General features: G+C 40.0%; 20 protein-coding genes and 1 pseudogene. 5 read left to right on the plus strand and 16 right to left on the minus strand.

The window, feature by feature from the left end; translation table 11 throughout:
* The 4 genes and pseudogenes from AC11ZT_RS01705 to AC11ZT_RS01720 all read right to left on the minus strand — a co-directional run.
* Positions 1–344: pseudogene (locus AC11ZT_RS01705) on the minus strand (type IV pili twitching motility protein PilT); the annotation flags it as partial.
* Between the two features lie 15 nt (positions 345–359).
* Positions 360–2015: a GspE/PulE family protein gene (locus AC11ZT_RS01710; RefSeq protein ID WP_484057949.1), complete on the minus strand. Its 1656-nt coding sequence runs from the start codon at positions 2013–2015 to the stop codon at positions 360–362.
* A gap of 24 nt (positions 2016–2039) precedes the next feature.
* Positions 2040–3311 (minus strand): VanW family protein, encoded by a 1272-nt coding sequence (locus AC11ZT_RS01715; protein WP_484057950.1) that lies wholly within the window; start codon positions 3309–3311, stop codon positions 2040–2042.
* Positions 3308–3760: a hypothetical protein gene (locus AC11ZT_RS01720; protein WP_484057951.1), complete on the minus strand. Its 453-nt coding sequence runs from the start codon at positions 3758–3760 to the stop codon at positions 3308–3310. Before AC11ZT_RS01720 ends, AC11ZT_RS01715 begins: the two co-directional genes overlap by 4 nt.
* An 84-nt stretch (positions 3761–3844) precedes the next feature.
* Between AC11ZT_RS01720 and AC11ZT_RS01725 the strand changes: the two genes are divergently transcribed.
* Genes AC11ZT_RS01725 through AC11ZT_RS01735 form a run of 3 tightly spaced genes read left to right on the plus strand, consistent with a single transcriptional unit; the run spans position 3845 to position 6873 of the window.
* Positions 3845–4492, plus strand: coding sequence for a prepilin-type N-terminal cleavage/methylation domain-containing protein (locus AC11ZT_RS01725; protein ID WP_484057952.1), 648 nt, complete (start codon positions 3845–3847; stop codon positions 4490–4492).
* Positions 4479–5090, plus strand: a complete 612-nt coding sequence (locus AC11ZT_RS01730; protein ID WP_484057953.1) for a PilW family protein — start codon at positions 4479–4481, stop codon at positions 5088–5090. The genes AC11ZT_RS01725 and AC11ZT_RS01730 overlap by 14 nt, the downstream gene beginning before the upstream one ends.
* A gap of 13 nt (positions 5091–5103) precedes the next feature.
* On the plus strand, positions 5104–6873 hold the full coding sequence (locus AC11ZT_RS01735) for a hypothetical protein (protein ID WP_484057954.1): 1770 nt from the start codon (positions 5104–5106) through the stop codon (positions 6871–6873).
* Positions 6874–6936: 63 nt separating this feature from the next.
* Here the strand turns inward: AC11ZT_RS01735 and AC11ZT_RS01740 are convergent, their stop codons facing one another.
* The 8 genes from AC11ZT_RS01740 to AC11ZT_RS01775 all read right to left on the minus strand — a co-directional run bounded on the left by AC11ZT_RS01740 (position 6937) and on the right by AC11ZT_RS01775 (position 15837).
* Entirely contained in the window at positions 6937–8751 is a 1815-nt protein-coding gene (locus AC11ZT_RS01740; protein ID WP_484057955.1) for an Ig-like domain-containing protein, read from the minus strand.
* Positions 8752–8963: 212 nt separating this feature from the next.
* A complete protein-coding gene (locus AC11ZT_RS01745) occupies positions 8964–9662 on the minus strand; it encodes a LutC/YkgG family protein (RefSeq protein WP_484057956.1) in 699 nt (232 codons plus the stop codon).
* On the minus strand, positions 9659–11083 hold the full coding sequence (locus AC11ZT_RS01750; protein WP_484057957.1) for a LutB/LldF family L-lactate oxidation iron-sulfur protein: 1425 nt from the start codon (positions 11081–11083) through the stop codon (positions 9659–9661). Before AC11ZT_RS01750 ends, AC11ZT_RS01745 begins: the two co-directional genes overlap by 4 nt.
* A 13-nt stretch (positions 11084–11096) precedes the next feature.
* The gene (locus tag AC11ZT_RS01755) at positions 11097–11813 is read right to left on the minus strand and encodes a (Fe-S)-binding protein (RefSeq protein WP_484057958.1); all 717 of its coding nucleotides are present in this window, start codon (positions 11811–11813) and stop codon (positions 11097–11099) included.
* Positions 11814–11990: 177 nt separating this feature from the next.
* Entirely contained in the window at positions 11991–12704 is a 714-nt protein-coding gene (locus AC11ZT_RS01760; protein WP_484057966.1) for a FadR/GntR family transcriptional regulator, read from the minus strand.
* 109 nt (positions 12705–12813) lie between these two features.
* Positions 12814–14196 carry a sensor histidine kinase gene (locus AC11ZT_RS01765; protein WP_484057967.1) on the minus strand — a complete coding sequence of 461 codons (1383 nt, stop codon included), beginning with the start codon at positions 14194–14196 and terminating at the stop codon, positions 12814–12816.
* A gap of 10 nt (positions 14197–14206) precedes the next feature.
* Entirely contained in the window at positions 14207–14878 is a 672-nt protein-coding gene (locus AC11ZT_RS01770) for a response regulator transcription factor (protein ID WP_484057959.1), read from the minus strand.
* Entirely contained in the window at positions 14875–15837 is a 963-nt protein-coding gene (locus AC11ZT_RS01775) for a YncE family protein (protein ID WP_484057960.1), read from the minus strand. Before AC11ZT_RS01775 ends, AC11ZT_RS01770 begins: the two co-directional genes overlap by 4 nt.
* Positions 15838–16433: 596 nt before the next feature.
* Between AC11ZT_RS01775 and AC11ZT_RS01780 the strand changes: the two genes are divergently transcribed.
* The gene (locus tag AC11ZT_RS01780) at positions 16434–17288 is read left to right on the plus strand and encodes a CAP domain-containing protein (protein WP_484057961.1); all 855 of its coding nucleotides are present in this window, start codon (positions 16434–16436) and stop codon (positions 17286–17288) included.
* A gap of 95 nt (positions 17289–17383) precedes the next feature.
* On the opposite strand, the gene AC11ZT_RS01785 is transcribed toward AC11ZT_RS01780, so the two are convergent.
* The 3 genes from AC11ZT_RS01785 to adhE form a co-directional block, all read right to left on the minus strand.
* Complete coding sequence (locus AC11ZT_RS01785) at positions 17384–18280, minus strand: DUF2935 domain-containing protein (RefSeq protein WP_484057962.1); 897 nt, start codon at positions 18278–18280, stop codon at positions 17384–17386.
* A gap of 31 nt (positions 18281–18311) precedes the next feature.
* A complete protein-coding gene (locus AC11ZT_RS01790; protein WP_484057963.1) occupies positions 18312–18650 on the minus strand; it encodes a YmaF family protein in 339 nt (112 codons plus the stop codon).
* A 203-nt stretch (positions 18651–18853) separates the two neighbouring features.
* Positions 18854–21457: a bifunctional acetaldehyde-CoA/alcohol dehydrogenase gene (adhE, locus tag AC11ZT_RS01795; protein ID WP_484057964.1), complete on the minus strand. Its 2604-nt coding sequence runs from the start codon at positions 21455–21457 to the stop codon at positions 18854–18856.
* A gap of 718 nt (positions 21458–22175) precedes the next feature.
* Between adhE and AC11ZT_RS01800 the strand changes: the two genes are divergently transcribed.
* A complete protein-coding gene (locus tag AC11ZT_RS01800) occupies positions 22176–22793 on the plus strand; it encodes a YitT family protein (RefSeq protein ID WP_379969082.1) in 618 nt (205 codons plus the stop codon).
* A gap of 27 nt (positions 22794–22820) precedes the next feature.
* Here AC11ZT_RS01800 and AC11ZT_RS01805 read toward each other — a convergent pair.
* Positions 22821–23125: DUF6944 family repetitive protein (locus AC11ZT_RS01805; RefSeq protein ID WP_484057965.1), on the minus strand; the 305-nt coding region annotated here is incomplete at its 5' end.

A 23125-nucleotide genomic window follows, 5' to 3' on the forward strand; every position in this document is an offset into this window, starting at 1 on the left:
ACCGGTGGTAAAAACAAATCTTCCAAGCTAGGAATTTTATTCGGTATAACCCGAATCGCTAACGCTATATTCCCGCTCTGATGAAACAAATTCAAACGGAATCGTGATAATCCTTTAATTTCATAGGAAAAATCAAGTTCTCCTTTTTCTTCAAACATGCGCCATTGTTCTTCTGATGTTATGCTTCTCGCTATGTTATATACATCTTCCGCCTCAAGAGATGGTCCCTCCATACGATGAAGCTCACCGTATATACGAAATGTTGGCTGCATTCCTGTTGTAATATGCAAATCGGATGCCTTCATTTCGCACACTTCATACAACCATTTTGTTAAATTCTGCACGCTATCGTCTCCTTTCTATTGTTCCATAGCTACTTGAAGTACTTCCTCCGTTGTTGTAAAGCCTTGTTTTACTTTTAATAGGCCGTCATCAAGAAGAAATATTGTTTTATTGGCAACGGCAATGTCTCGAATTGTTGCGAAGCTTTCTGCATTTGCAATCGCATTTTTCACTTCTTCGTTCACAACGAGAAGTTCGTGAATGGCAATCCGTCCTTTATAACCGGTCATGTCACAAGCCGGACAGCCCTTACCACGGTATACTTTATCAATGGTTAAACCACGGCTCGCAAAGATTTCTTTTTCTCGATCAGTTACTTCTTGTTCTTCCTTACAATCTCGGCAAATTCTTCGAATCAATCGTTGTGACACAATCCCCGATAAAGATGAAGCAAGAAGAAATGATTCTACCCCCATATCAAGGAGACGAGATATCGTTGAAATAGAACTATTTGTATGAATGGTACTTAAAACAATGTGCCCGGTTAAGGAAGCACGGATTGCAATCTCAGCCGTTTCTCGGTCACGAATCTCCCCAATCATAATTATGTCCGGATCCTGACGCAAAATGGAACGAAGTCCTGTGGCAAATGTCATTCCTGTATTTTGATTCACCTGAATTTGATTCACACCTTCAAGCTGATATTCAACCGGATCTTCAATTGTAATAATATTCACTTCTTCATTGTTCATTTTATTTAACGCTGCATATAAGGTAGAGGATTTCCCACTCCCTGTTGGACCTGTAATTAAAATAATGCCATGTGGATTTTGTAGAAAACCAAGAAAGCGTTGCAAATTTACAGTGTTAAATCCAAGCTTTGTTATATCATTTAGTGAGTTTCCTAAATCAAGCAATCGAAGTACGAGCTTTTCCCCAAAAATAGTAGGGAGTGAGGAAACACGTAGATCAATTTGATAAAAATCGTAGTGAAACCGAATACGGCCATCCTGCGGGATGCGTTGCTCCGTTATATCCATGTCTGACATAATTTTAATACGTGCCGTTATCATCCCTTGCATATACTTTGGCAAGACTCGCTCCGTATGTAGATGACCATCTACTCGATACCGAACCACAATATTTTTTTCCTGCGGATCAATATGAATATCACTTGCTTTTTGCTGGATTGCATATTGCACGATTTGATTTACGAGCTTAATAGCTGGAGAGTCTTCTTCAACTGGTGCTTCTTCTTGCTGCACAGGCTCTTGCTCTGTTGTCCACTCATCAAAGGACTCCTGCATATCATAATAACGAGTGATCGTTCGTAATACATCTTCTTTTGCAGCAATAAGTGGCTCAATTTGAAACCCCGTTGAAAGACGAAGATCATTCATCACTACATAATCCATCGGATCGGCCATCGCTACGAAAAGCTTATCTCCTTGCTTCTTTAAAGGAACAACTAAGTTACGTTTGGCAACCTCTTTTGGAACGATATGAAACAGGGAATCATCAAACGGATAACGAAATAAGCTAACATGTGGAATACCGAGCTGCACCTCTAATACTTCCATTAGCTGCTGCTCCGTTATGTACCCACGCTGTAATAAAGCATCGCCAATCTTTTGTTGAGGTCCTTTTTCTTTTAAAGCCGTTTGAAGCTGTTCTTCTGAAATCAGACCTTCTTGAACGAGCAAATCACCTAACCGAACTCGTAAACGTTTCATATATTCCCCTCCAAGCTAATCTGTTTATTTTCCATTTGTTGTGTTACTTTGATTTTGTACTGTTGTCTGCGTAGTAGATGGATTCGTATATGACGTAGTAGCTTGCTGGTTTGTTTGTCCGTTCGTTGGTGTTTGTATCGTCGTTTGCGCTGCTTGCGACGCCACTTGTATATTCTTGACACCATTTACTTGCAGATAAAAGTCCTGTCCTATTTTATCTCGGGTTATGAGATTTCCATTTTTATATTTTTCACGATACACCGTTACTGCAAATCCATTCTTTCCCTTGCTCTCTGCTGTTACTGCATCGTTTTTCGTTTCATTTTGAATCACATATTGTTGAATCTCCCGCGCATTAATAGTTTCAACTTCATTTTTATTCGTTACATACGTATACACAAATGGCAGCCCCTGTAGAGAAACCCCCATGCTTGTACCATCTAACGAAAATTGAAAGGTATAGTCTGTATCATTTGGATTATAAAATACGAAATCACTTTTCCCTTGTTCTATATAGGCCTCTAATCCAAGCTTTGCATAAGCAGGTAGGACCATACTCGTATTTCTCTTTCGTACTTGAAAATTTGTCGGCGCCACTGCTTCATACATAAGGGATGAAATGACACTTAAGGAGCCATCATCAATATTAAGGTTTTTTTGAACAGCCACATTTGTTACAGACAGCTCACTTTTAGCAGGAATCGTAATGGTTCCAAGCTGATTCATCCATTGCTGCAGACTGTTTTGATAAGACATTATAGAAGAAGTGTTTGCCTGAGAAATCGTTTTTTTCGCTGTTTGTACATCTATGTATCGAACCATCTGTAGTGATGTTTTTGACTCTAAGGAACTCGCCGCCTTACTTAAGTCTTTTTCCAGCTTACTTCGATCTATTTGGCCTGCAATTTCTGGATTTAATTGGTCTGAAAGTAACGTATCTAGCTTATTTGTTTGAACGCTTACAGTAATTAGAGAATGTTGACCTGATTTAATATTTTTCATAGTATCATTCACGTCAAAAGCAAATAAATCAGTTGGAACGAAGAAAGTCGTATCCCCATACTGAAATTGTATATGTGGCGCTGCTTTCCAAGTCGTAATTTGCTGTTGTAATTCGGATTGCGCTTGCTCCTTCACTTTTTTCTCAAGTGAAAGCGGTCCCACAAAGGTATTTGATGTATATGCATAGGATGAATCAAACAATTTCATAAGTGCAGCCTTTGCCCCATATTGCAACGCGAATACTGCCATACTTGATATGACAACTATGAAAAAAAGGCGGAAGTTTTTCTTCAAATTTTTGAACCTTCCTTCTTTTCAGTTTCCTCACGTTGAAACAGCTCATCTAAATAACTCATTTCGACCTGCTTCGATTTTGTTTCATCTTCTGATACTCCTGCTGTTGGTTGTTCCACTGGCTCACTTTCATTCTTGGATTCTACCATTTGAGTAGCTGGCATCATTTGGTCATTTCTCACTTCTACTTCGTCTTCTAGTTCTAAAACAAAGAAATACCGATATAATCTTGTTTCCAATACGTATGAAACGACAAGTGCAAGTAATAGAATTAGGATTACATCCTGCCAAAGTGGCAAAACACCATTTAATCCAACGACAAGCATAACAAATGTGAAGGATAATAGGGATACAGCTAGGATTCCTAGTTTTGTTAATCCTGTCTGCAGTACATACAATACTGGAATTAACAACAAGGATGCGAATATTGTTGGAAATAGGTAGTCCATCTTTGCACCTCTTTTGTAGTAAAATAAGATGAAGTTATTCTCTCACTATATTATACTAACTGTGCGAAGGAAAGAAGGATGGAAATGAGAAAAAACAATGAAAACGGACTAACACTTGTAGAAGTACTGGCATCCATTACCATTCTATCCATTATTACCATCGGATTATTTTCTGTTTTTCCCAAATCCTACTCCATCATTAAACAAAGTCAATCAAAATTAGTTGCAGTGAACCTTGCACGCGGGGCGGTACATTATATGGAAAAACAAGATTACGATATACTAAACAACTATCTTACTAGCTTAGGGAACGGGAATGTAGCTGTCTTCGATACAGCGAATGCCTGCAGCACGTCTTACAGCAATTCTATTAGCCCAAATACTCCGTTTACCATTTTTCCTGACACGAGTAGCTGCATAAAAATCATTACACCTTCTATAAACAACATTACCTATACAAATGATAATGTACAATTATTTGTAGTACCGACTAGCTATAACGATAGCCATGTGCAGGCTATTCTAGAGCATATTCATGCAGTTCATCCTAAAACCGCACTGCAGAATCTACCAAGCCAGTTGAACGCAATGATGGCAAAAGATGCTGCAAACTTACAGCAAAGTCCTGCCTACACACCGCTGCACGTATTCGCCTATGTGGATACAAATGAACAAGACAACACGGAGGGAATCTTGCTAGAGGGGAGCATAACCAAAGATGGAGTACGGTAAGCTAGATCAACGAGGCGTTACACTAGTAGAACTTCTCGGAACAATTGTTATAGCATCAATCATTATGACTTCCTTATATAGCGTATTTACAATGGGGTTAAAGACCTATAACAACATTACGTCCGAAACGAATGTGCAAAATGAAGCAGATTACGTCGTATCAATGATTATGAATAAACTGTATGCTACATCCTACGACGATGTGATATTTAACGATGCAACAAAGAGCGTAGAACTTTATAAAAGAAAGCAAAGTCCCTTGTTCTCCAAGGATGATGTAACTGTTAGCTACGACAACAACGCTCTTCCCATTGCTCGCTTATACATACAAAACGGAAAGATTCTATTTGAAGAGTACGACGGACAAGGTAACCTACTTAAAACAAATTCCTATCAGCAGGATGCAACCATTGAATTGCTAACAGAATCAACCATTGGGATGACTTGTACAAAACAAAGCACCGTATACGCACGTTCAGGTGCTGCCGTTGTTCCCTTTTCTATATGTAACAACGGGATCATCCAGCTTTCGTTATCCTTTCATTCGAAAAACTTTACTACAGCACCACTTACTTTAAAAAGCGAAATTGGATTTTAAGAGAGGGATCACTATGAAAAATGAGCAAGGATCTACGTTACTTACCGTACTTCTCATCAGTCTAATATTTGTAACAATTGGTCTTACCATCGCCACCATGACAATATCGAGTACAAAACAAGCTGAAATTAGAAGAATCGATGTATCTACCTCGCAGCAATCCACTGATGAAATCAACCGAGTGATTGCAGATTTTACTGATAGTGTAAGCAAGCTTTCCTTACCCGATATGAGCAAAGCTGATTATGATATGAAACTGCAAACGATTGTTTCAGGATTGGAAGTAAAATATACAACAACGGGGTCTCCCCAAACTGTACTCACTATTACAGACGTAACACAAAGTAAGCTCGGTATTTCCAATCCGCAAGATTATTACACGCGCTATTACACATTTCAAATGCAATATGTAAACAATGTAAATAGTGCGCAGCCTACCATAACAAACACAAGTACGCGAACCATGCTTCTATCCCCTACCCCTAGCTTTCTTCAATATGCGGTTGGGTCGGAGAATACATTAAATTTAAACGGCGCCTCCGATATTACTGGAAATATATACGGAAGTAAGGTTACACTCGCAAATGCAGCCCGCTATGCAAATCAAGTCACTACAGCGGATCAAACGACCCCGAAGTATACATTGCTTGAAACCTTGTACCCTTCCGTTGTGGGAACGGTTGTTGTTGATAATGAGATTGATGTTTATAACAATACAACAAAGCAAGATGGCTTGCCTTCAACCGTCTTAAACAAGCAGTCACTTTCCACAACACCCGTTTCGCAGGCTGCAAAATATTTTTATGAAAAAAGCACACCGCCGCTCCTTCAAAAATCAAACGGAAACTTTACGACCGTTGATTTTCCAAAAACGGTAGCTGACAAATTTAATCAGCTAGGAATTGGTTTATCTATGACTAAATCGGACATACCGCTCATAACTGCAACAGATGCTGAAATTCAGCAAAAGCGAAATGCAATCGTCCAGAAAATACTTGCTACCAATGCACCGACCTTGTATACAATTGATAGTAGTAAAAATAAGAACGATTTGTTTTCAGCAGGGGTTTTCCAAGGGAAAAAGGTTGTACTTCTCACCAATTCATCCCAGACGAGTGGAACGAATACGTACACGATCGATAGTAACCTAACACTTTCAGCAGATCAATGGCTCGTGGTAGACGGAAATTTAGAATTGAGCAGCAGCCAATCTCCTTTAACGATACAAGGCAATATTCTCGTGCTTGGAAATGTCATGATTCATGGAAATACCGTCTCTTTTTCACACACGACGGATACAATGGCATTTGCAACTACTATATATGCAACCGGGAAGGCGACTATCAATTCAACAAATATTGTCGGTAGTAACAATAAAATGCTTGTATTACTCGCTCAGGACGATTTATTAATCACTCGTATTAACGAGCTGACAGATGCAACAAACTCTGTTCCCACGATGGATGGTTATTTTTATACCGATAATAACGCAGAACTGTACGGGGTAGGCTCACTCTTCCATATTCGCGGCGGTATCTTTGCCAAAAACGAGTTAACAATGAATGCGATTCGTCAAAATTCATTCGGATCATTCACAAGTACAAATACTGCCGTCAACGTTCCTTTCGATTCTAGAACCGCCCAAATCGGTCAGTTATCACGGTTCGTCGTTACGTACGATAAATCCGTTCTCGTAAATAATGTTAATGCCCTACCGTTTGCGACAAAGTTAAGTGTAATCTCTGATGATGAGGGGACCCAAACGAAGGGAGCCGGACAATAACGGGACAAAAATATGAAAAAGAAGCTAATCTCGTTGATTAGCTTCTTTTTCATTTACATTGATTTACCATCGATACAACGGATTGCTAATATCAAACGCTCCTTTGTATGGGGTATCTACTGTGATTGTTAGGACCGCTTGTAGGTTTGTAGCTGTTTGTGCTGTAACGCTAACGGTACCTGCTTTTTTCGCAGTCACAACACCGTTTCCATCAACAGTTGCAATATCTGGATTGCTGCTTGTCCAAGACGAAATCGTTTGGTTGGTTGCATTTGCTGGAACAAACTTTAACATTCCAGATGTATTTAATGTATCACCAATTTTCATGGTTGCAGTAGAAGGATCGAAGTAGACTGATTGCAAAGGAATCGTCGTAGATTTAACAGTCACGGTTACTTGCTTCGTGAAAATCGTCCCTGTGCTTCCCGTCCCTGTAATCGTCAGCAACGTCTGCCCTGGATGATTTCCCGTTATCATATTTGAATTGGAAACCGATGCAATATTTGAATCAGCCATTGTCCATTTCAAATTTGTGATTGAGCTCGGCGTTACTGTATACGGGAAAGCCTTTGTTTCGCCTTCATTTAAAGTAAACGTGCTGTCGCTTACAAATTGATACAGCTTCACATGTGCTGTTTTTTGCACGACATCTCCGAAATCATCCTTCACACTTACCGTGACATTCATTTCGCCTGGGCTTTTTGGTGTGATCATTAGATTTGGATTTTGAAAACTTACATCCGCAAAATTTTGATCCGCCGATACACTATATTGTAGTTGCAATTGTGTAGTGGCACTAGCAGGCGTTACTGTGATGGGTACTGGTGCAGACGGATCCCCAACATTTCGTTCAATTAAACCTGGGATTGTTACATCCTGCAGACCATCTTTTACCGTAATGGTTAAGGAAGGAAAATTGCCGGTTTTCCAAGAATTACTTACATCATAATAATTCACGCTAGCCTGATTCAATTGATAGGGAGTGCCTGCAGGAGAAGCACTAGTTGCGGTCACCGTTAACGTGAAATCTTGATTTACTCCATCATAATCTCCGCTTAGGTTTTTATAAAATTGGATATCAGATAAGGATCCCGTTACCGTTTCCCCTGATTGCGGTGTACCTGTCTTTGTGAAGCGACTATCTGGCATTTGTACATCGAGACCAGCAGGAAAATTTTCCTTAAATTGTACTTGTGTCAGTGAAAAATAATCTGAACCGACCCATCCAGCATACGTACCTTTAATTTGGGATCCATCTACCTTCAGCTTTACCTTTACAAACCCAATGAAGTTTGGATTTTTATTATCGAATACCTCCATCACAGGAATGGTTACAGTCGGATTCCCATATTTACTATTTAGATCCTGAACCGCTTGTATAACCTCTTGATAATTATTGCTATTTCCAGGTAATACGATTTTCTTTATAGTATTCAGATTATCTACCGAAAGTGAAGAATTATATCCATTTTGTATTTCATCTAATACATCGCTTTGCTTACCTGTATAACTAAGAAGGCCACGTGAACCTTCATTTGCATACGCGGAATCCAGTACGACAAGATCACTACCAATTGCGGCATTCTGCATGTCAGCTTGCGTTACAAAAAAGGGGCGTAATGAAGATACAGAGGTAGTACTTAACGTTAAATTTCTTACATTAGAGCTTGATACACTACCCGGTGTTATGTGATACGGAATATCCACACTGCTTCCTGTCTTCATAACAATTTCAGAAGCGGACTTGGCAATAACATTCGTTCCTTGATTTGTCGTAAACTCTCGCAAAAATTTCGCATTGATTTCATTTTGACTCGGATATCCACAGCCAACTAACAACAATAACAAACATGCACTTACACTGATCCGTTTTAGCATGTTCCACCTCGAATCGATAACAGAATAGTATTATATTTTTATTATAACAAGCAAACATGGTAGTAGAAAGGCTTTTCAGGTGCAGATTTTATGATATTCATCGCATATTGCTAGTATAGTAAAAAAATAATCTTATAGTTGTGTCTCTCTTCAGAGCATCATCCTAAAAAAATATCCTACGAAAGGTGTATGTACCTTTCGTAGGATATTTTCTAATCTACGATTATATAATATGCCTTCAATGGTCCATGTACTCCAACCACAAGATTCATTTCAATATCTGCTGAATTACTAGGTCCTGAGATGAAGTTAATTGCCGATGCGACAGCCTCGCCATTTTCTACTCTCTTGTTTAAATCCTGAACTGCCTGTGTTATACGTGGCACAATCGTGTTTCTCCGTATAATCGCAACATACACCTCTGGTAAGAAATGAAGCGACCGGCCTTGTCCTGGGCGAGCCTGCATGACTACTGTTCCGGATTCAGCTAGCGCATAATCAGAAAAGGCAATGCCATAAGAAGCGTTCGTCGCCTTGGTAAAGTTTGTTTCCCTTTGACTGGCCTCCCATTCGTATACATCTACCTGTTCATCTTCCTGCAGAAACTTTGTTACACCGTACTCCGCAAACCGATCATCCTTTGCCATTACAACCGAGCCCTTTCCATTTTCGTCCATAATTTGTGTAATGGCCGTAGAAAGGTTGCTCGACTCGATTACGGTTGTATGAATGCTACTACATTGTTTTTTAAATATTTCTAGCAATTCGTCCGCTGTACAATTTTGCAATACTTCCTCATTCATCTTGTGCTTCCACTCAGGCCGCGTAACACCGCTCGTCTTTCGCTCGCGCCCAAGCTGCTCCGCTATATGATCTAAAAACGAATCACGATTTTGTATTGTTCCTGTCATTCGTTGTCCCCGCCTTTCTTCCGATTTTTATACCAGTCCCGGAATCTCTCTTTACTTGGGGCAGGAAACTCCCGAATATCCGTCCAATTTTTCAATGGTCCGACTCCTTTAGAAATATGATTTCCTGTTTGGAACGGACTCATCGCCGTAGGGGCAAGCTTCGAACCGATTTTGTATAACAAAGAAGAAGATGCCCCCATTTCAAACATCTTCATGGCTAGTTTTTCTGCCATCGGTGCGCGTCCTTCCTTCTCCACGATGACCTGGCGATGTTTAAGTAGCAATTCATGCAATGGAATTTTCACAGGGCATGCATCGGTACACGCGCCGCAAAGACTTGAAGCATATGGAAGTTCTTTATACTCGTCATATCCTTCGAGTAGCGGTGTTAATACAGCCCCAATTGGACCTGAATAAATCGAACCGTAAGAATGACCGCCCACATGGCGATAGACTGGACACACATTGACACAAGCTGCGCAGCGAATGCATTGCAGCACAGGGCGAAACTGTGAAGCTAGAATTTCAGAACGACCGTTATCCACGATAACCAAATGGAAGTCTTCCGGACCGTCTGCTTCTCCTTCCTTTACAGGCCCAGCGACCGTTACATAGCTTGTAAGCTTCTGTCCAACTGCGCTCCGACAAAGAAGACCTACTAAAACGTCAAGCTCTTCCATTGTCGGCACGAGACGTTCCATTCCCATTACTGCAATCTGCGTTTTCGGAATACTCATCGTAAGATCAGCATTTCCTTCATTCGTTACAACTGCAATCGATCCAGTATTGGCCACCGCAAAATTACAGCCCGTCACGCCGATATCCGCTTCGAGAAATTTTTCGCGTAAAATTTTCCGAACGAATTTCGTCATTTCATACGGATCTTCAGATTCTGAATAACCGAGTTTCTCTTTAAATACATCCCGTACTTGCTCTTTGTTTTTATGCAAGGCAGGTGCCACAATATGAGAAGGCTTTTCTTCTGCTATTTGGAGGATGTATTCCCCTAAATCGCTTTCCACAACCTCGCAACCGATTTGCTCAAGTGCTTCATTCATGCTGATTTCTTCTGTTACCATTGATTTCGATTTTATAACTTTTTTGGCTTGCTTCGCTTTGGCTACATCTTGTATATATGTAGCAGCTTCTTCCTTCGTTTTAGCAAAGAAAACATGACCGCCACGCTTTGCAACATTTTCACTTAGCTGCATTAAATAGTAGTCAAGGTTTTCAAGTGTGTGCTGGCGAATTTGCTCGCCGACTTCACGCCACTGTTCCCAGTTTCCGAGTTCATCGGCCGCAGCAAGACGTCTCGTATATAAGCTATTTTGCGCAGATGCTACAGCACCACGCATAAAGGTGTCGTGTATCCCTTCATCAATTCGTTCTTTAAACGGTTCATCGCCTATTTTTATTGACATCCTGCATTCCTCCTTAACGACTATTTAATACTTCCGCAATGTGCATGACGCGAACAGGTTTATCTCTGCGTTCCATCCGTCCTCCGATATTCATAAGACACCCGCAGTCGGCTCCAATCAAGTAGTCTGCCCCTGTTTTTGTAACGCTGTCTACCTTTTCATCAACCATTTGCTCCGAAATAGCTGTCATTTTCACAGAAAATGTTCCTCCAAAACCGCAGCAGTTTTGAGCATTAGGAAGTGGTTCAAGTTCAAGTCCCTTTACATTGGAGAGCAACGTAAACGGTGCATCCTTCACACCAAGAAGACGGGTCATATGACAGGACGTATGATAAGTTGCTTTTCCCTCTAAATGTGCACCTACATCTGTCACTCCTAGGACATCGACGATGAACTGTGTAAGCTCATAGGTTTTATCTGCTAACGATTTAGCAGGCTCTTCCCACTTCGGATCTCCTTTAAAGATAGCTGGATATTCCTTAAACATCGTAGCACAGGAGCCAGAAGGCGTTACGACATACTCGGCACTTTGAAAGGTCGTAATCATATTTTTCATAGCTTCCTTCGCATTTTCTACGTATCCACTATTGTAAGCTGGCTGTCCGCAGCAAACTTGCGATTCAGGAAATTCAACCTCGCAGCCAAGTCGTTCAAGAAGTTCAGTTGTAGCCTTTCCGACATTCGTTTGAAACATGTCAACTAAACAAGTAGCAAACAAGGTAACTTTCATCTTATTCTCTCCTCTCAATCTCTACCCACTTTAATCATACGGTCATCTGATGACTAGAATAAAAAAGAAACAATATATTTCAATCGTTCTCTTTTCCTAACAAACTAGCAACCGTTTACTTCTTAAAGTATATCATAGAAAAAGCTTCCTTTTCATTCTACACACACTTTACACGGTTTACAAGTTTTGCACACTAGTAATCATGTTTTTTACACTTGTTAAATGCTCAAACATCCTTTGTTGCGCTTTCTCACTATCGCAGTTAACAATGGATTCGAAAATGGATTGATGTTCTTGCGCCAACATATCAGCCGTTGTATGTTCTCCGTACAAAATCAGCCTTCTTGTTTCACCAATTGCTTCAGCCATAGTGCTAGATACATGGTTCATAAGCTCAACAAGAATAGTATTGTGAGAGGCTTCTGCAATCGCCATATGAAAGTGAAAATCTGCTTTTTCTCCTACTCCTTCATCGCCTTGGGAATCCACCATTATATCTACCCAGCGCTTCATCTCTTTCAGATCCTCTTCGGTACGTCGCAGCGCAGCTGCACGTGCAGCGCCAACTTCTAAAATCTTCCGAACTTCAAACAGATTCATGATATCTTGTTTATTCATAAGAAGGGCACTAGTAAGCGTCGTTGTTAAAGAAGCTGCATCGAATGTTTTCACATACGTTCCTTCTCCTTGCCGCATTTCAATAAGTCCCATAGCTCGAAGCGCACTTAGTGCTTCCCGGATTGCTGAACGTCCCACTTGAAACTCTTGTGCAAGCTGATGTACTGGAAGTAATTGATCGCCAGGTTTTAACGTACCATTTTTAATCATTGTAATAAGAGCCTCTGATACTTCCTCATATATTTTCTTCGGCCGAATTGATTTATAATCCAGAATCATCACCCTACTTTCTCTATACATGTACAGGAAATGAGTAAACCTATCATTTCTATTCTTATTGTAAATCGAAATATACTATAGCTCAAATACTTTATCCCATCCATCAATCGTCCATCGTGGGCAATGTCAGCGTAATGCTTGTTCCTTTCCCTTCCTCGCTGTCGATCGTTAACGTCCCTTCATGCATCTCTGCAATTTGCTTCACGATCGCAAGGCCGAGACCCGTCCCCCCATTTTCACGCGTGCGAGCCTTATCTACGCGGTAAAATCGTTGCCCTAGCATTTGGAGATGCTCAGCACTAATTCCGATACCTGTATCTGCAAGTGTCAGCTCACATTGGTTATCTATTTGCACTAACCGTACAGTAATCCTACCATTTTTCGTATAACGTATACTATTATCCATCAGATTGTGCAGCACTTGACGGATTCGATCTTCATCAACGTTCGCAATAATAGATGGGTCTAGTTCGGTATGCAGCTGAATATTCTTCTCCAGTAGCTTAGGCTCATACGTTTGGAGCTCATCCTCAAGTAATTGTGCTAACACAGTCGGCTGTTTTTTTAGCGGAAACAAATCACCCTCTAACTGAGCCAAGTCAAGCAAATCATGAACAAGACGTTGCATACGGCCGGCTTCTCTATGAATAAGAGCTATGTATTTGGACTGTTGTTCAGGCTTTATTACCCCGTCCATCATCGCTTCGCTATAGCCTTTCATATAACTAAGCGGAGTTCGGAGCTCATGCGAAACATTCGCCAAAAACTCCTTCCGTTGTAAATCTTCCTTTTGTAAGGCCAGTGCCATATTATTAAAGGCACTCCCAAGACGTCCAATTTCATCCTTTGACGTAATCGTGATACGTTCGGTAAAATCTCCTTCTGACATCTTATACGATATACGTTCCATTTGAAGAAGCGGCTTCGTTACAGCTAGAACAATTTTGCGCCCAATAATGGCTGTTAAAATAATGAGCAAAGCAGATAGCGGTGCCAAAATAAGACCGAGCTCAAAAATTAAGTCTTTCGCTCCCTTTAGCGGAACATAGGAATAAATAATACCTATTAGCTTCTTTTCATCTAATACAGGGGTCACAACGCCCATGACATTTCGCTGAAACCGCGGTTCAAATCCAACCTTAGCAACTGTCTTTCCTTGCAGCAATTGCTGCCGGTCTTCTTCACTAATAATTGGATTGTACTGCACATCGAACGGCAAGCAGGCACTTAAATCTCGGGGATTGCTGACAAACAAAATATTTGCTTGTGAAATACTTGCAAATGCTTTTACTTGCTTTGCGAAATCGTCTGTTCCACCATTTCGTGTATACTGGGATGCTAAGCGTCCTCCCTCCCCTTTTAACGTATCTTCTACATTTTGGACGTACAATCTTTCGTACGAATATAAGGAAACCAAATATAGACAGGAAACGGTTACAATAGCTGCTGCAATAATTGTCATCCATAGTTTTTGTACCATCGACATTTTTTTCATGTTACACCTCAAACTTATAGCCAATGCCCCACACCGTGTGGATCGTATCTGCGTACTGTCCAAACTTAAGTCGAATTGTTTTCACGTGCGTATCAACTGTTCGCGTGCTCCCTGCATAATCATAACCCCACACTTTTTCAAGTAATTGATCTCTACTAAATACTTGTCCCTCATGCTTGCACAAAAAATAGAGCAAATCAAACTCTTTCACCGTTAAGGACACTACTTCCCCATCTATTAGAATTCTCCGTCCTTTTTCATCAATTGTTACAGGTCCCCAGGTCTCCGCTTTACTTCCCTCCGTTTTCGTACTTCTACGCAATACTGCCTCGAGACGTGCAATTAATTCTCCGGGACTAAATGGCTTTACAATATAATCATCTCCACCCATCCGAAGCCCGTTCACCCGATTCCATTCTTCTCCCTTTGCCGTTAAAAAAATGATAGGAATATCCGATGTTTCCCGAATTACTTTACAAAGGGTCATGCCGTCCATTTGTGGCATCATTAAGTCTACAATTAGGAGATCAAAGGAATGTTCCTTTACCTTCTCCAAAGCACGGACACCATTTTCCGCTTCTTCCCATTCATAACCAGAGTTATCCAAATACATCCCCACAAGCTGTCGCATGTCACTTTCGTCATCTACAACTAAAATTCGGTATACATTCATTTTTCTTCCCCCTTGACCACCGTAAACTGAAACGGGCCCTTTCCCACGGAAATCGTTGCTAGTTTCGTCATGGTGCTACTATCCACCACTACAACCTCATCACTATCATAGCTCGCTATGAAAAGCTCGTTACCAACGAGAGTGAGCGCAAACGGATTCGAACCAACCGTTATCTGCGCTTCTTGAGCATAAGTTGTACCATTTATTTTTCGCACTGTATCTGAGCCGTGACTGAGCACATATATACTCATTCCGTCAGAGGCAAAGCTTACTGGCATTTGCGGTGCAGGTACGCTTCGTAATAATTCCCCGCTTTGAACATTAAAAATATGAATCGATTCATTCACGACATCGCCATTTCCGTGTCCACCAAGCCAAAGTTCATTTCCATGGAGAAGCGCTCCCATAGAAGAGACCGGCACGGTAACTGCAGAGATTACCTTATTCGTGCTCCAATCTATGTTAGATAGTTTTCCGTCTCGAAAATTCACAACATATAAATGCTGCTCATCTTGAGCAAACGTGAGCGGATTGTCCCCTATTGGAATGCGAGCCTCTTCTTTTCCAGAGGGACTGTACATACGAATCGTATTCGTATTTTGATCAGCCAGGGCAAGCTTATTTCCTTGCGGTGCAACAATTATATTTACAATTCCTACTCCGGTCTCCCATTCTCCAACTTGTTTACCCTTTGCTAGAGAATAGAGAAGAACGTGAGAAAGCTGCTTACCATAAAAAGCAATTGTATCTCCGTCCGGAAGCAAAACACTTCCTTGAATCGCTTTATTCATATTCCACGTAGTACGCAATGTATGGGTCCTAGCGTCAATAAAGCTAACACTGCCATCCTTTTGATTCGTAGTTACGATAATTGTTCCTTTAGATATAGGTGTGTATGCTTGTTGATTGCAGCCAGAGAGCAAGCCAATCAACAAACACAACACGAGCAACTGCTTCATGCTCTCCCCCCATTTCATTTATTTCACTACGATAGCAAATAATTGTGAAGAAAGTGTGAAGCCTTCTCTCTCCTCCTTCACACTATATAATAGGAAAGAATCGTTTTCAATGGATGGATATCCTTTGCTTTTCATAAAAGTAGTTCAGCGTTTTCTTACCTTTCATTACAATGTAACAATATGTCGTGGCTTCTGTAACAAAGACGACAGATCTATTACAAATCCATTAAAAACATTCCATTATTATCCTACCCCCATTCCGCTAATCCCTTATTTTAAAGCATTTCCGATCATTTCTTTTGGTATTTTTATGTAATCCATTAGCATTCCTATTTTATTTGTACACCATTTCTAGTTTGTACGCATCCCTTGATATGCCTACTACTATGATACATACGATATATTTTACGGTCATTCTACTCTCTCATTCTTTGTGGGAGATTCAGGAAATCTCCCACATCAAGAAATATTTCCCATCTTTTCTCCCTTAAAAACTATGATACTATGAACGTGTCAGAGAGAGCGAGACGAAGTGAGAGACTCCACTTCATCTCAGCTTTCCAAATATACTAAACTACAACATCGGGAGGAATAACATGAAGAAAACATTACTACTATCATTAGCAACTGCTGCTGCATTCACATTTGGAGTATCATCACACGATGCAAAGGCGGCAAGCCTTCAACCAGAAGCAACTAATCATGTAACCTACTCTGCTTTTCAATTCTTATATGAACCAATGAATCAACAAGACTTTCAATCCTTTTTAAATACATTCTTTAAAAATCAAATGACGTGGAAGATCGTAATGGCACCACAAACAACTTGTCCAAATATTACGCCGGCTCCAACACCAGCGCCAGTTCCGACACAGACTCAACAATCTACACCGGCTTCAACACAGACTCAACAATCTACACCGGCTCCAACGCAGACTCAACAATCTACACCGGCTCCAACGCAGACTAAGCAGTCTACACCGGCTCCAACGCAGACTAAGCAATCTACGCCTGCTCCAACGCAGACTAAGCAATCTACACCGACTCCAACACCGGCTCCGCAACAAGGTGTTCTTAGCGCCTATGAGCAGAAAGTTGTTGACTTAACGAATGCTGAACGTGCTAAAAATGGTCTAGGTGCATTGAAAGTTGATGCAACATTAAGTAAAGTTGCTAAAGCAAAATCACAAGATATGAACAATCTAAACTATTTTGATCACACAAGCCCAACGTACGGATCACCATTCGATATGATGAAACAATTCGGCATCACATACACGACAGCCGGTGAAAACATTGCAATGGGACAACAAACTCCAGAAGAGGTTGTACAAGCTTGGATGGCTAGCCCTGGTCACCGTGCCAATATTTTAAATAACACATATACCTACATCGGTGTCGGCTATGTGTCAGGCAAAAACATCTGGTCACAAGAATTTATTTCAAAATAATGCATTGGAAAAGCCCTCTTGCACAAGAGGGCTTTTTTAGTATGTGTATACATGCGAAGGTTATGCATGAACCATACATCAACCTACCTATTTTTTTACATAGATTGCTGCTTTTGTTTAAGCCGCTGCTCCAAAACATGAATCATGAAAAGGAAATGCTCTGCCTCTCTTGTTACATGATCGGCTAATAATGGATTGATGACATTTTTGATTTGACATGATTTAATCAGTTCTAATCCTGCCTTTTTAAAATTTCTCAATTCCACTGTAGCATTTTCACTATCTTTATTCATTTTACCAATAATCGGATACGTCGGTTCTTTCTTGTACAGCATCGATTCAACATCCCGCGCCTGACAAAGCAGAACCTCAAAATCATCTCCAAATTTTAAAGCTGTTTTAACTAAGTTACGTTCCGATTGATCAAGCAAAGAAGCAATGAATCGTGAATGTTCCATCATGATGCGTAGCCAAAACACATTCTCATTGATAATCGCATCTTGAATCGGATCCATCTTCCCTTCATTAAATTTCTGGAGCGAACGCAAAAAATATTCCGCTTCCCTTGCAACATGATCAACCAGAAGAGGAAAATTAAATCCACTAATTTTACAATTAATAATTAAGAGGAGTAGATTTCGCTTAAAATTTCGGAATCCATAAACTAACTGAATACTTTCTTCATTTAATTGTCTGACTGCTTGCACAGTTTCAGGAACAGAATGCGCTTTTTGTAGTTGCTGATCAAAATAATGATAAAATTGATCTACTTGTTGAATTAATGATTTGTCATTACGATTAAATCCCTCACCTAGAAAAAGGGCATGTTCCTTCATAATTCGTAGCCAAAATCGATTTTCCGTTAATGATCGTTCGATAAATAATCGTTCTGTTAAAGATTCGGTAGGTGCTGCCTTTAATTCTGGAGGCAGAAGCATTCCTCGTTCTTTATCCATAACAAAATGGCCAGGAATCGGTTGCTCGCTAGTCAATAGCATCTCCCCTTATTTCTGTTTTTATAGCTCATTTATTTCCCGGAGCTGGATGATCTACACCCTTAATCCGATGTCTATGTCCATTGTCTTCAGTCGTATAAAAATCGTAATAATGAACATGCATGCCATTGCCAACGGGTATAGCAGGTCCCGAATACGCTTTATAAGAATGAGTATGGGAGTTTTCAAAAATAACATAACCTTCTGTATAGTGTATATGTCCTCCTTCCTGCGTTGGAATAGGCGGCGATGTTACATCCAAGCATTGATGTACATGACCTGATTCCACAGATGTATAATCGACCGAGCCATGGTTATGATTCGGAACAAATCCAGAAACAAATTCATCTTTTCCTACTCGATTCAATTCATATAACCCCCTTTGACAAAAATAAACCTGTTAAACGTATATGCACGAATAGATGATGCAATGCCTACCTAGTTGTTTAACTAAGTTACGATTTTCTATACCTCGTACCGAATAATCAAAAAGAAGCTACCCATTGGATAACTTCTTTTATGAAATAATCATCTATTCTTTACCTCACGTATGCAAGAGGAACAACTGGGTTATACACCTTCGTATGCTACCCAATAAATGTCTGCAAGTTCTCTTACAAGTGGCATTTTCGGATTCGCTGTTGTACATTGATCTTCAAATGCACGTTCAGCCAAATTGTTTACTTTACTTTCGAATACAGTACGGTCTACGCCTTGAGCAGCAATACTCATTGGGATATTTAGCTCTTTAGCAAGCGCAATTATCGCACTTACAAGGCTTTCTACCCCTTCTTCTACCGTTACAGCAGGCATACCTAGCAAGCGGGCAATTTTCGCATATCGTTCGTCAGCGATAAAGTGCTCATATTTCGGGAAGAGTGCATGTTTTGTTGGTTTTTTCGCATTATAACGAATAACATGCGGTAGTAAAATGGCATTTGCACGTCCGTGTGCAATGTGAAACTCAGGTCCAAGCTTATGTGCAAGACTGTGGTTAATGCCTAGAAAGGCATTGGCAAACGCCATACCAGCAATTGCAGAAGCATTGTGCATTTTTTCGCGTGCTTCTTCGTCGCTTGCGTCTTTATACGCTCTTGGTAAATATTCAAACACTAACTCAATCGCCTTTAACGCAAGTCCATCTGTATAATCATTTGCTAGTACAGATACATATGCTTCAATAGCATGGGTTAATACGTCCATTCCTGTATCCGCCGTGATGCGAGGAGGAACCGTCATAACAAACTGCGGATCCACAATGGCTACATCTGGTGTTAATTCATAATCTGCTAGCGGATATTTGATATTATTCTTCTTATCTGTAATAACGGCAAATGGCGTTACTTCAGATCCTGTTCCAGATGTTGTCGGAATGGCAACGAACTGCGCTTTTTCACCCATTTCAGGATATTTAAAGGTCCGTTTGCGAATATCTAAAAACTTTTGTTTTAAGCCATGAAACTGAACATCTGGATGCTCATAGAAGAGCCACATTCCTTTCGCTGCATCCATCGCAGATCCTCCGCCAAGTGCGATAATAACATCTGGCTGGAAGGATCGCATCATTTCAGCACCCTTGTATACCGTAACATCAGATGGATCTGGTTCTACATCAGAAAAGATTTCAATTTGAACATTGTTTGCATTTTGATTTAAATAATGAACAACTGTATCTACATAATTTAATTTCACCATGCCTGGATCAGTAACGATGAAAGCACGAGAAATCTTCTTCATCTTCGCTAAATATTGCGTTGCATTTTTTTCAAAAAACAACTTTGGCGGTAGTTTAAACCATTGCATATTATTTTGACGCGTACCAATACGTTTGATATTTAATAAATGAATAGCACTTACGTTAGAAGATATTGAGTTTTTGCCGTAAGATCCGCATCCTAGTGTTAAAGAAGGGATAAATCCATTATATACATCGCCAATGCCGCCTTGAGAAGACGGGGCATTCACAATAATCCGGCACGCCTTCATGCGAAGTCCAAACTGTGTTTGCAACTCTTCGTTCGTGCTATGAATAACAGCGGAGTGACCTAATCCGCCAAGGTATAGCATATTTTCACATTGTTGAAAGCCTTCTTCTGTACTATTTACACGAATGCAAGCGAGTACTGGACTTAATTTTTCACGAGAAAGTGGATACTCTGCACCAGCACCTTCAATTTCTGCAACTAGGATTTTTGTATCTTCTGGAACTTTAAATCCAGCAAGCTTTGCAATCCATTCTGGTGATTTCCCAACGATATCTGGGTTTACAGCACAAGTATCTTCGCGAATAACTAGTTTTTCAAGAAGCTGCTTTTCTTTATCGCTAACAAAGTAGCATTGGTTTGCAATCATTTCTTTCTTTACTTCTTCATAAATTTCCGTATCTATAATAATAGCTTGCTCAGAGGCACAAATCATACCGTTATCAAACGATTTAGATAGAATTACATCGTTAACAGTACGTTTGATTTTCGCTGTTTTTTCAATATAACAGGGTACATTTCCTGGACCAACCCCTAATGCTGGTTTTCCAGTACTATATGCTGATTTCACCATTCCTGCTCCGCCTGTTGCTAACACGAGTGCAACGCCTGGATGATTCATTAGAAGCTTTGTTCCATCGATGGAAGGCTTTTCAATCCATTGAATACAATCCTCGGGTGCCCCTGCTTTTACTGCTGCTTCATATAAAACGGAAGCTGCTTTTGCACTACAGCCTTGAGCAGATGGATGAAAAGCGAAAATGATAGGATTCCGTGTTTTTATCGCAATGATTGCTTTAAATAAAGTTGTAGAAGTTGGATTTGTAACTGGTGTTACCCCTGCAATGACGCCGACAGGTTCTGCAATTTCTGTAATACCGGTGTAAGGATCTTCATGAATGACACCAACTGTTTTATCATTTTTAATGCTATGCCAAATGTATTCAGTTGCAAACATGTTCTTTATTATTTTGTCTTCATAAATTCCTCTGCCTGTTTCCTCCTGTGCCAGCTTTGCCAAAGGCATATGCTGATCTAAACCTGCAAGTGCCATTTCATGCACGATTTTATCAATTTGTTCTTGCGTAAACATTTCAAATTGTGCTAGAGCACGGTTACCTTTTACTACGAGTTCATCAATCATGGTGGATGTGTCTTGTAACTGCTCTACCTTTTTTTCCTCTACAGCCATATGAACTTCCTCCTTATGTTAGGGCTTTGAGTGCCCCTCGGTGACGTGATGCGTCCCAATAGCATAAATGAATAGAACGTCTCTAATAGACAAATACAATATTCCAATTGATTTCTAATTCGTCATTCAACTTTATAAAAATATATTGTGAAATAATTCACAATATCTATATCATTACTATACGATACATTTATGATAAATTGCATGTCGATTTAGTGAATTTTCCGTAAATAACTTTCTTGGATAAAGTAAATAATTTGTAATTCTAACACAATCTTTTACCAATCATTTCATACCTGTGATAAAATAGAAAAAGGAGCATATATCATTAGAAACTCTCGCTTCAAGCCTAATTGGGTTTGGTGTTTCTCTAGTGGGTGGTACGACATTCATTTCATTAAGTGAGTGTCAAGGCACTCGTTATTGCGGGTAAATCTAATAAAGAAAGGATTTTGATACCATGGCTGCTCGAAGGAGCATCTGGAAGCGTCAAGATTTGTCTTACACATAGCGTTACTGCTTGCTATTCGTCGTTAGCTACTAGCAAAAACGAAAGTGGGCGAAAGTATGTTGGAATATAATTATTCCTTCTGTTATATATAGCGTCGTAGTTAGTGAACAGCTAACTACACATAGAGGAGATTTCTCCTTTCTATATATGAGTAGTTAGTTGAAAACAATTGTTTTCGAATAAACTAACTACGGAAGAGGAATAACAATGAAATGGATTAATTGGCGAGAAGTAGGTATGATTGTTTTTGGCTCATTTGTATTATCAGCAGGTTTTTATCACATTCATGTGCAAAATAACCTAACAGAAGGCGGATTTATTGGAATTGCATTACTGATAAAGCAATTTTTCCATATCTCACCTTCTATTACAACGCTTTCTCTCGATATACCCTTAATCATACTTGGATCAAGGTTAATCGGTAAGCGATTGGCTGTTAAAACAATTATAGGCGCTTCGTCTTTTTCAGTCTTCTATGCACTTATGGAGCGCTATTCACCGTTTGTCATCAACCTATCTCAGCATTTATTTATTGCTGCAATTATAGGAGGGATTCTCGTAGGATTTGGTCTTGGCCTTATTTTACGTTACGGTGGTGCTACCGGAGGAGACGATATATTATCCATATTGCTTAGTAAAGTTTCCCATCTATCGATAGGAAAAGTTTACTTTTTATTTGACGGGCTCGTTTTAGCATTGTCATTATTGTATATGAACTGGACAGATGTTGCCTATACGATTTTATCGGTGGCAGTTTGTGCATACATGACAGATTTAGTAATGGCATTTCATAAGAAAGATTCTGCTACAAAAGCATATGTATAAAGATGTAAGTAAAAACACAGTGCAAATTCATTGCGCTGTGTTTTTCTGTACCTTACGAAAAGTGAAATTCTTTTCTATCTCCTGTTGCTTCATACCCTTTCGTACTGCGACTAGAAAAGCGATAATTGAACCTACCGCTTGAATCCAACTTCCTTTCACAATAAGTGATACTCCGGTTTTATCATCGTTTGTTTCTAATTCATAGATTGCTCCAATAGCCTGCAACGAATTTCCTATAGCTTGTAATCCATTTCCGATTATACTAAAGGACTGTATCAAGCCTACATCGTTTTCAATGGCATCTGCTACTTCTACTACTCCTCCTAATGCTT

Source organism: Ectobacillus sp. (genome assembly GCF_056992975.1).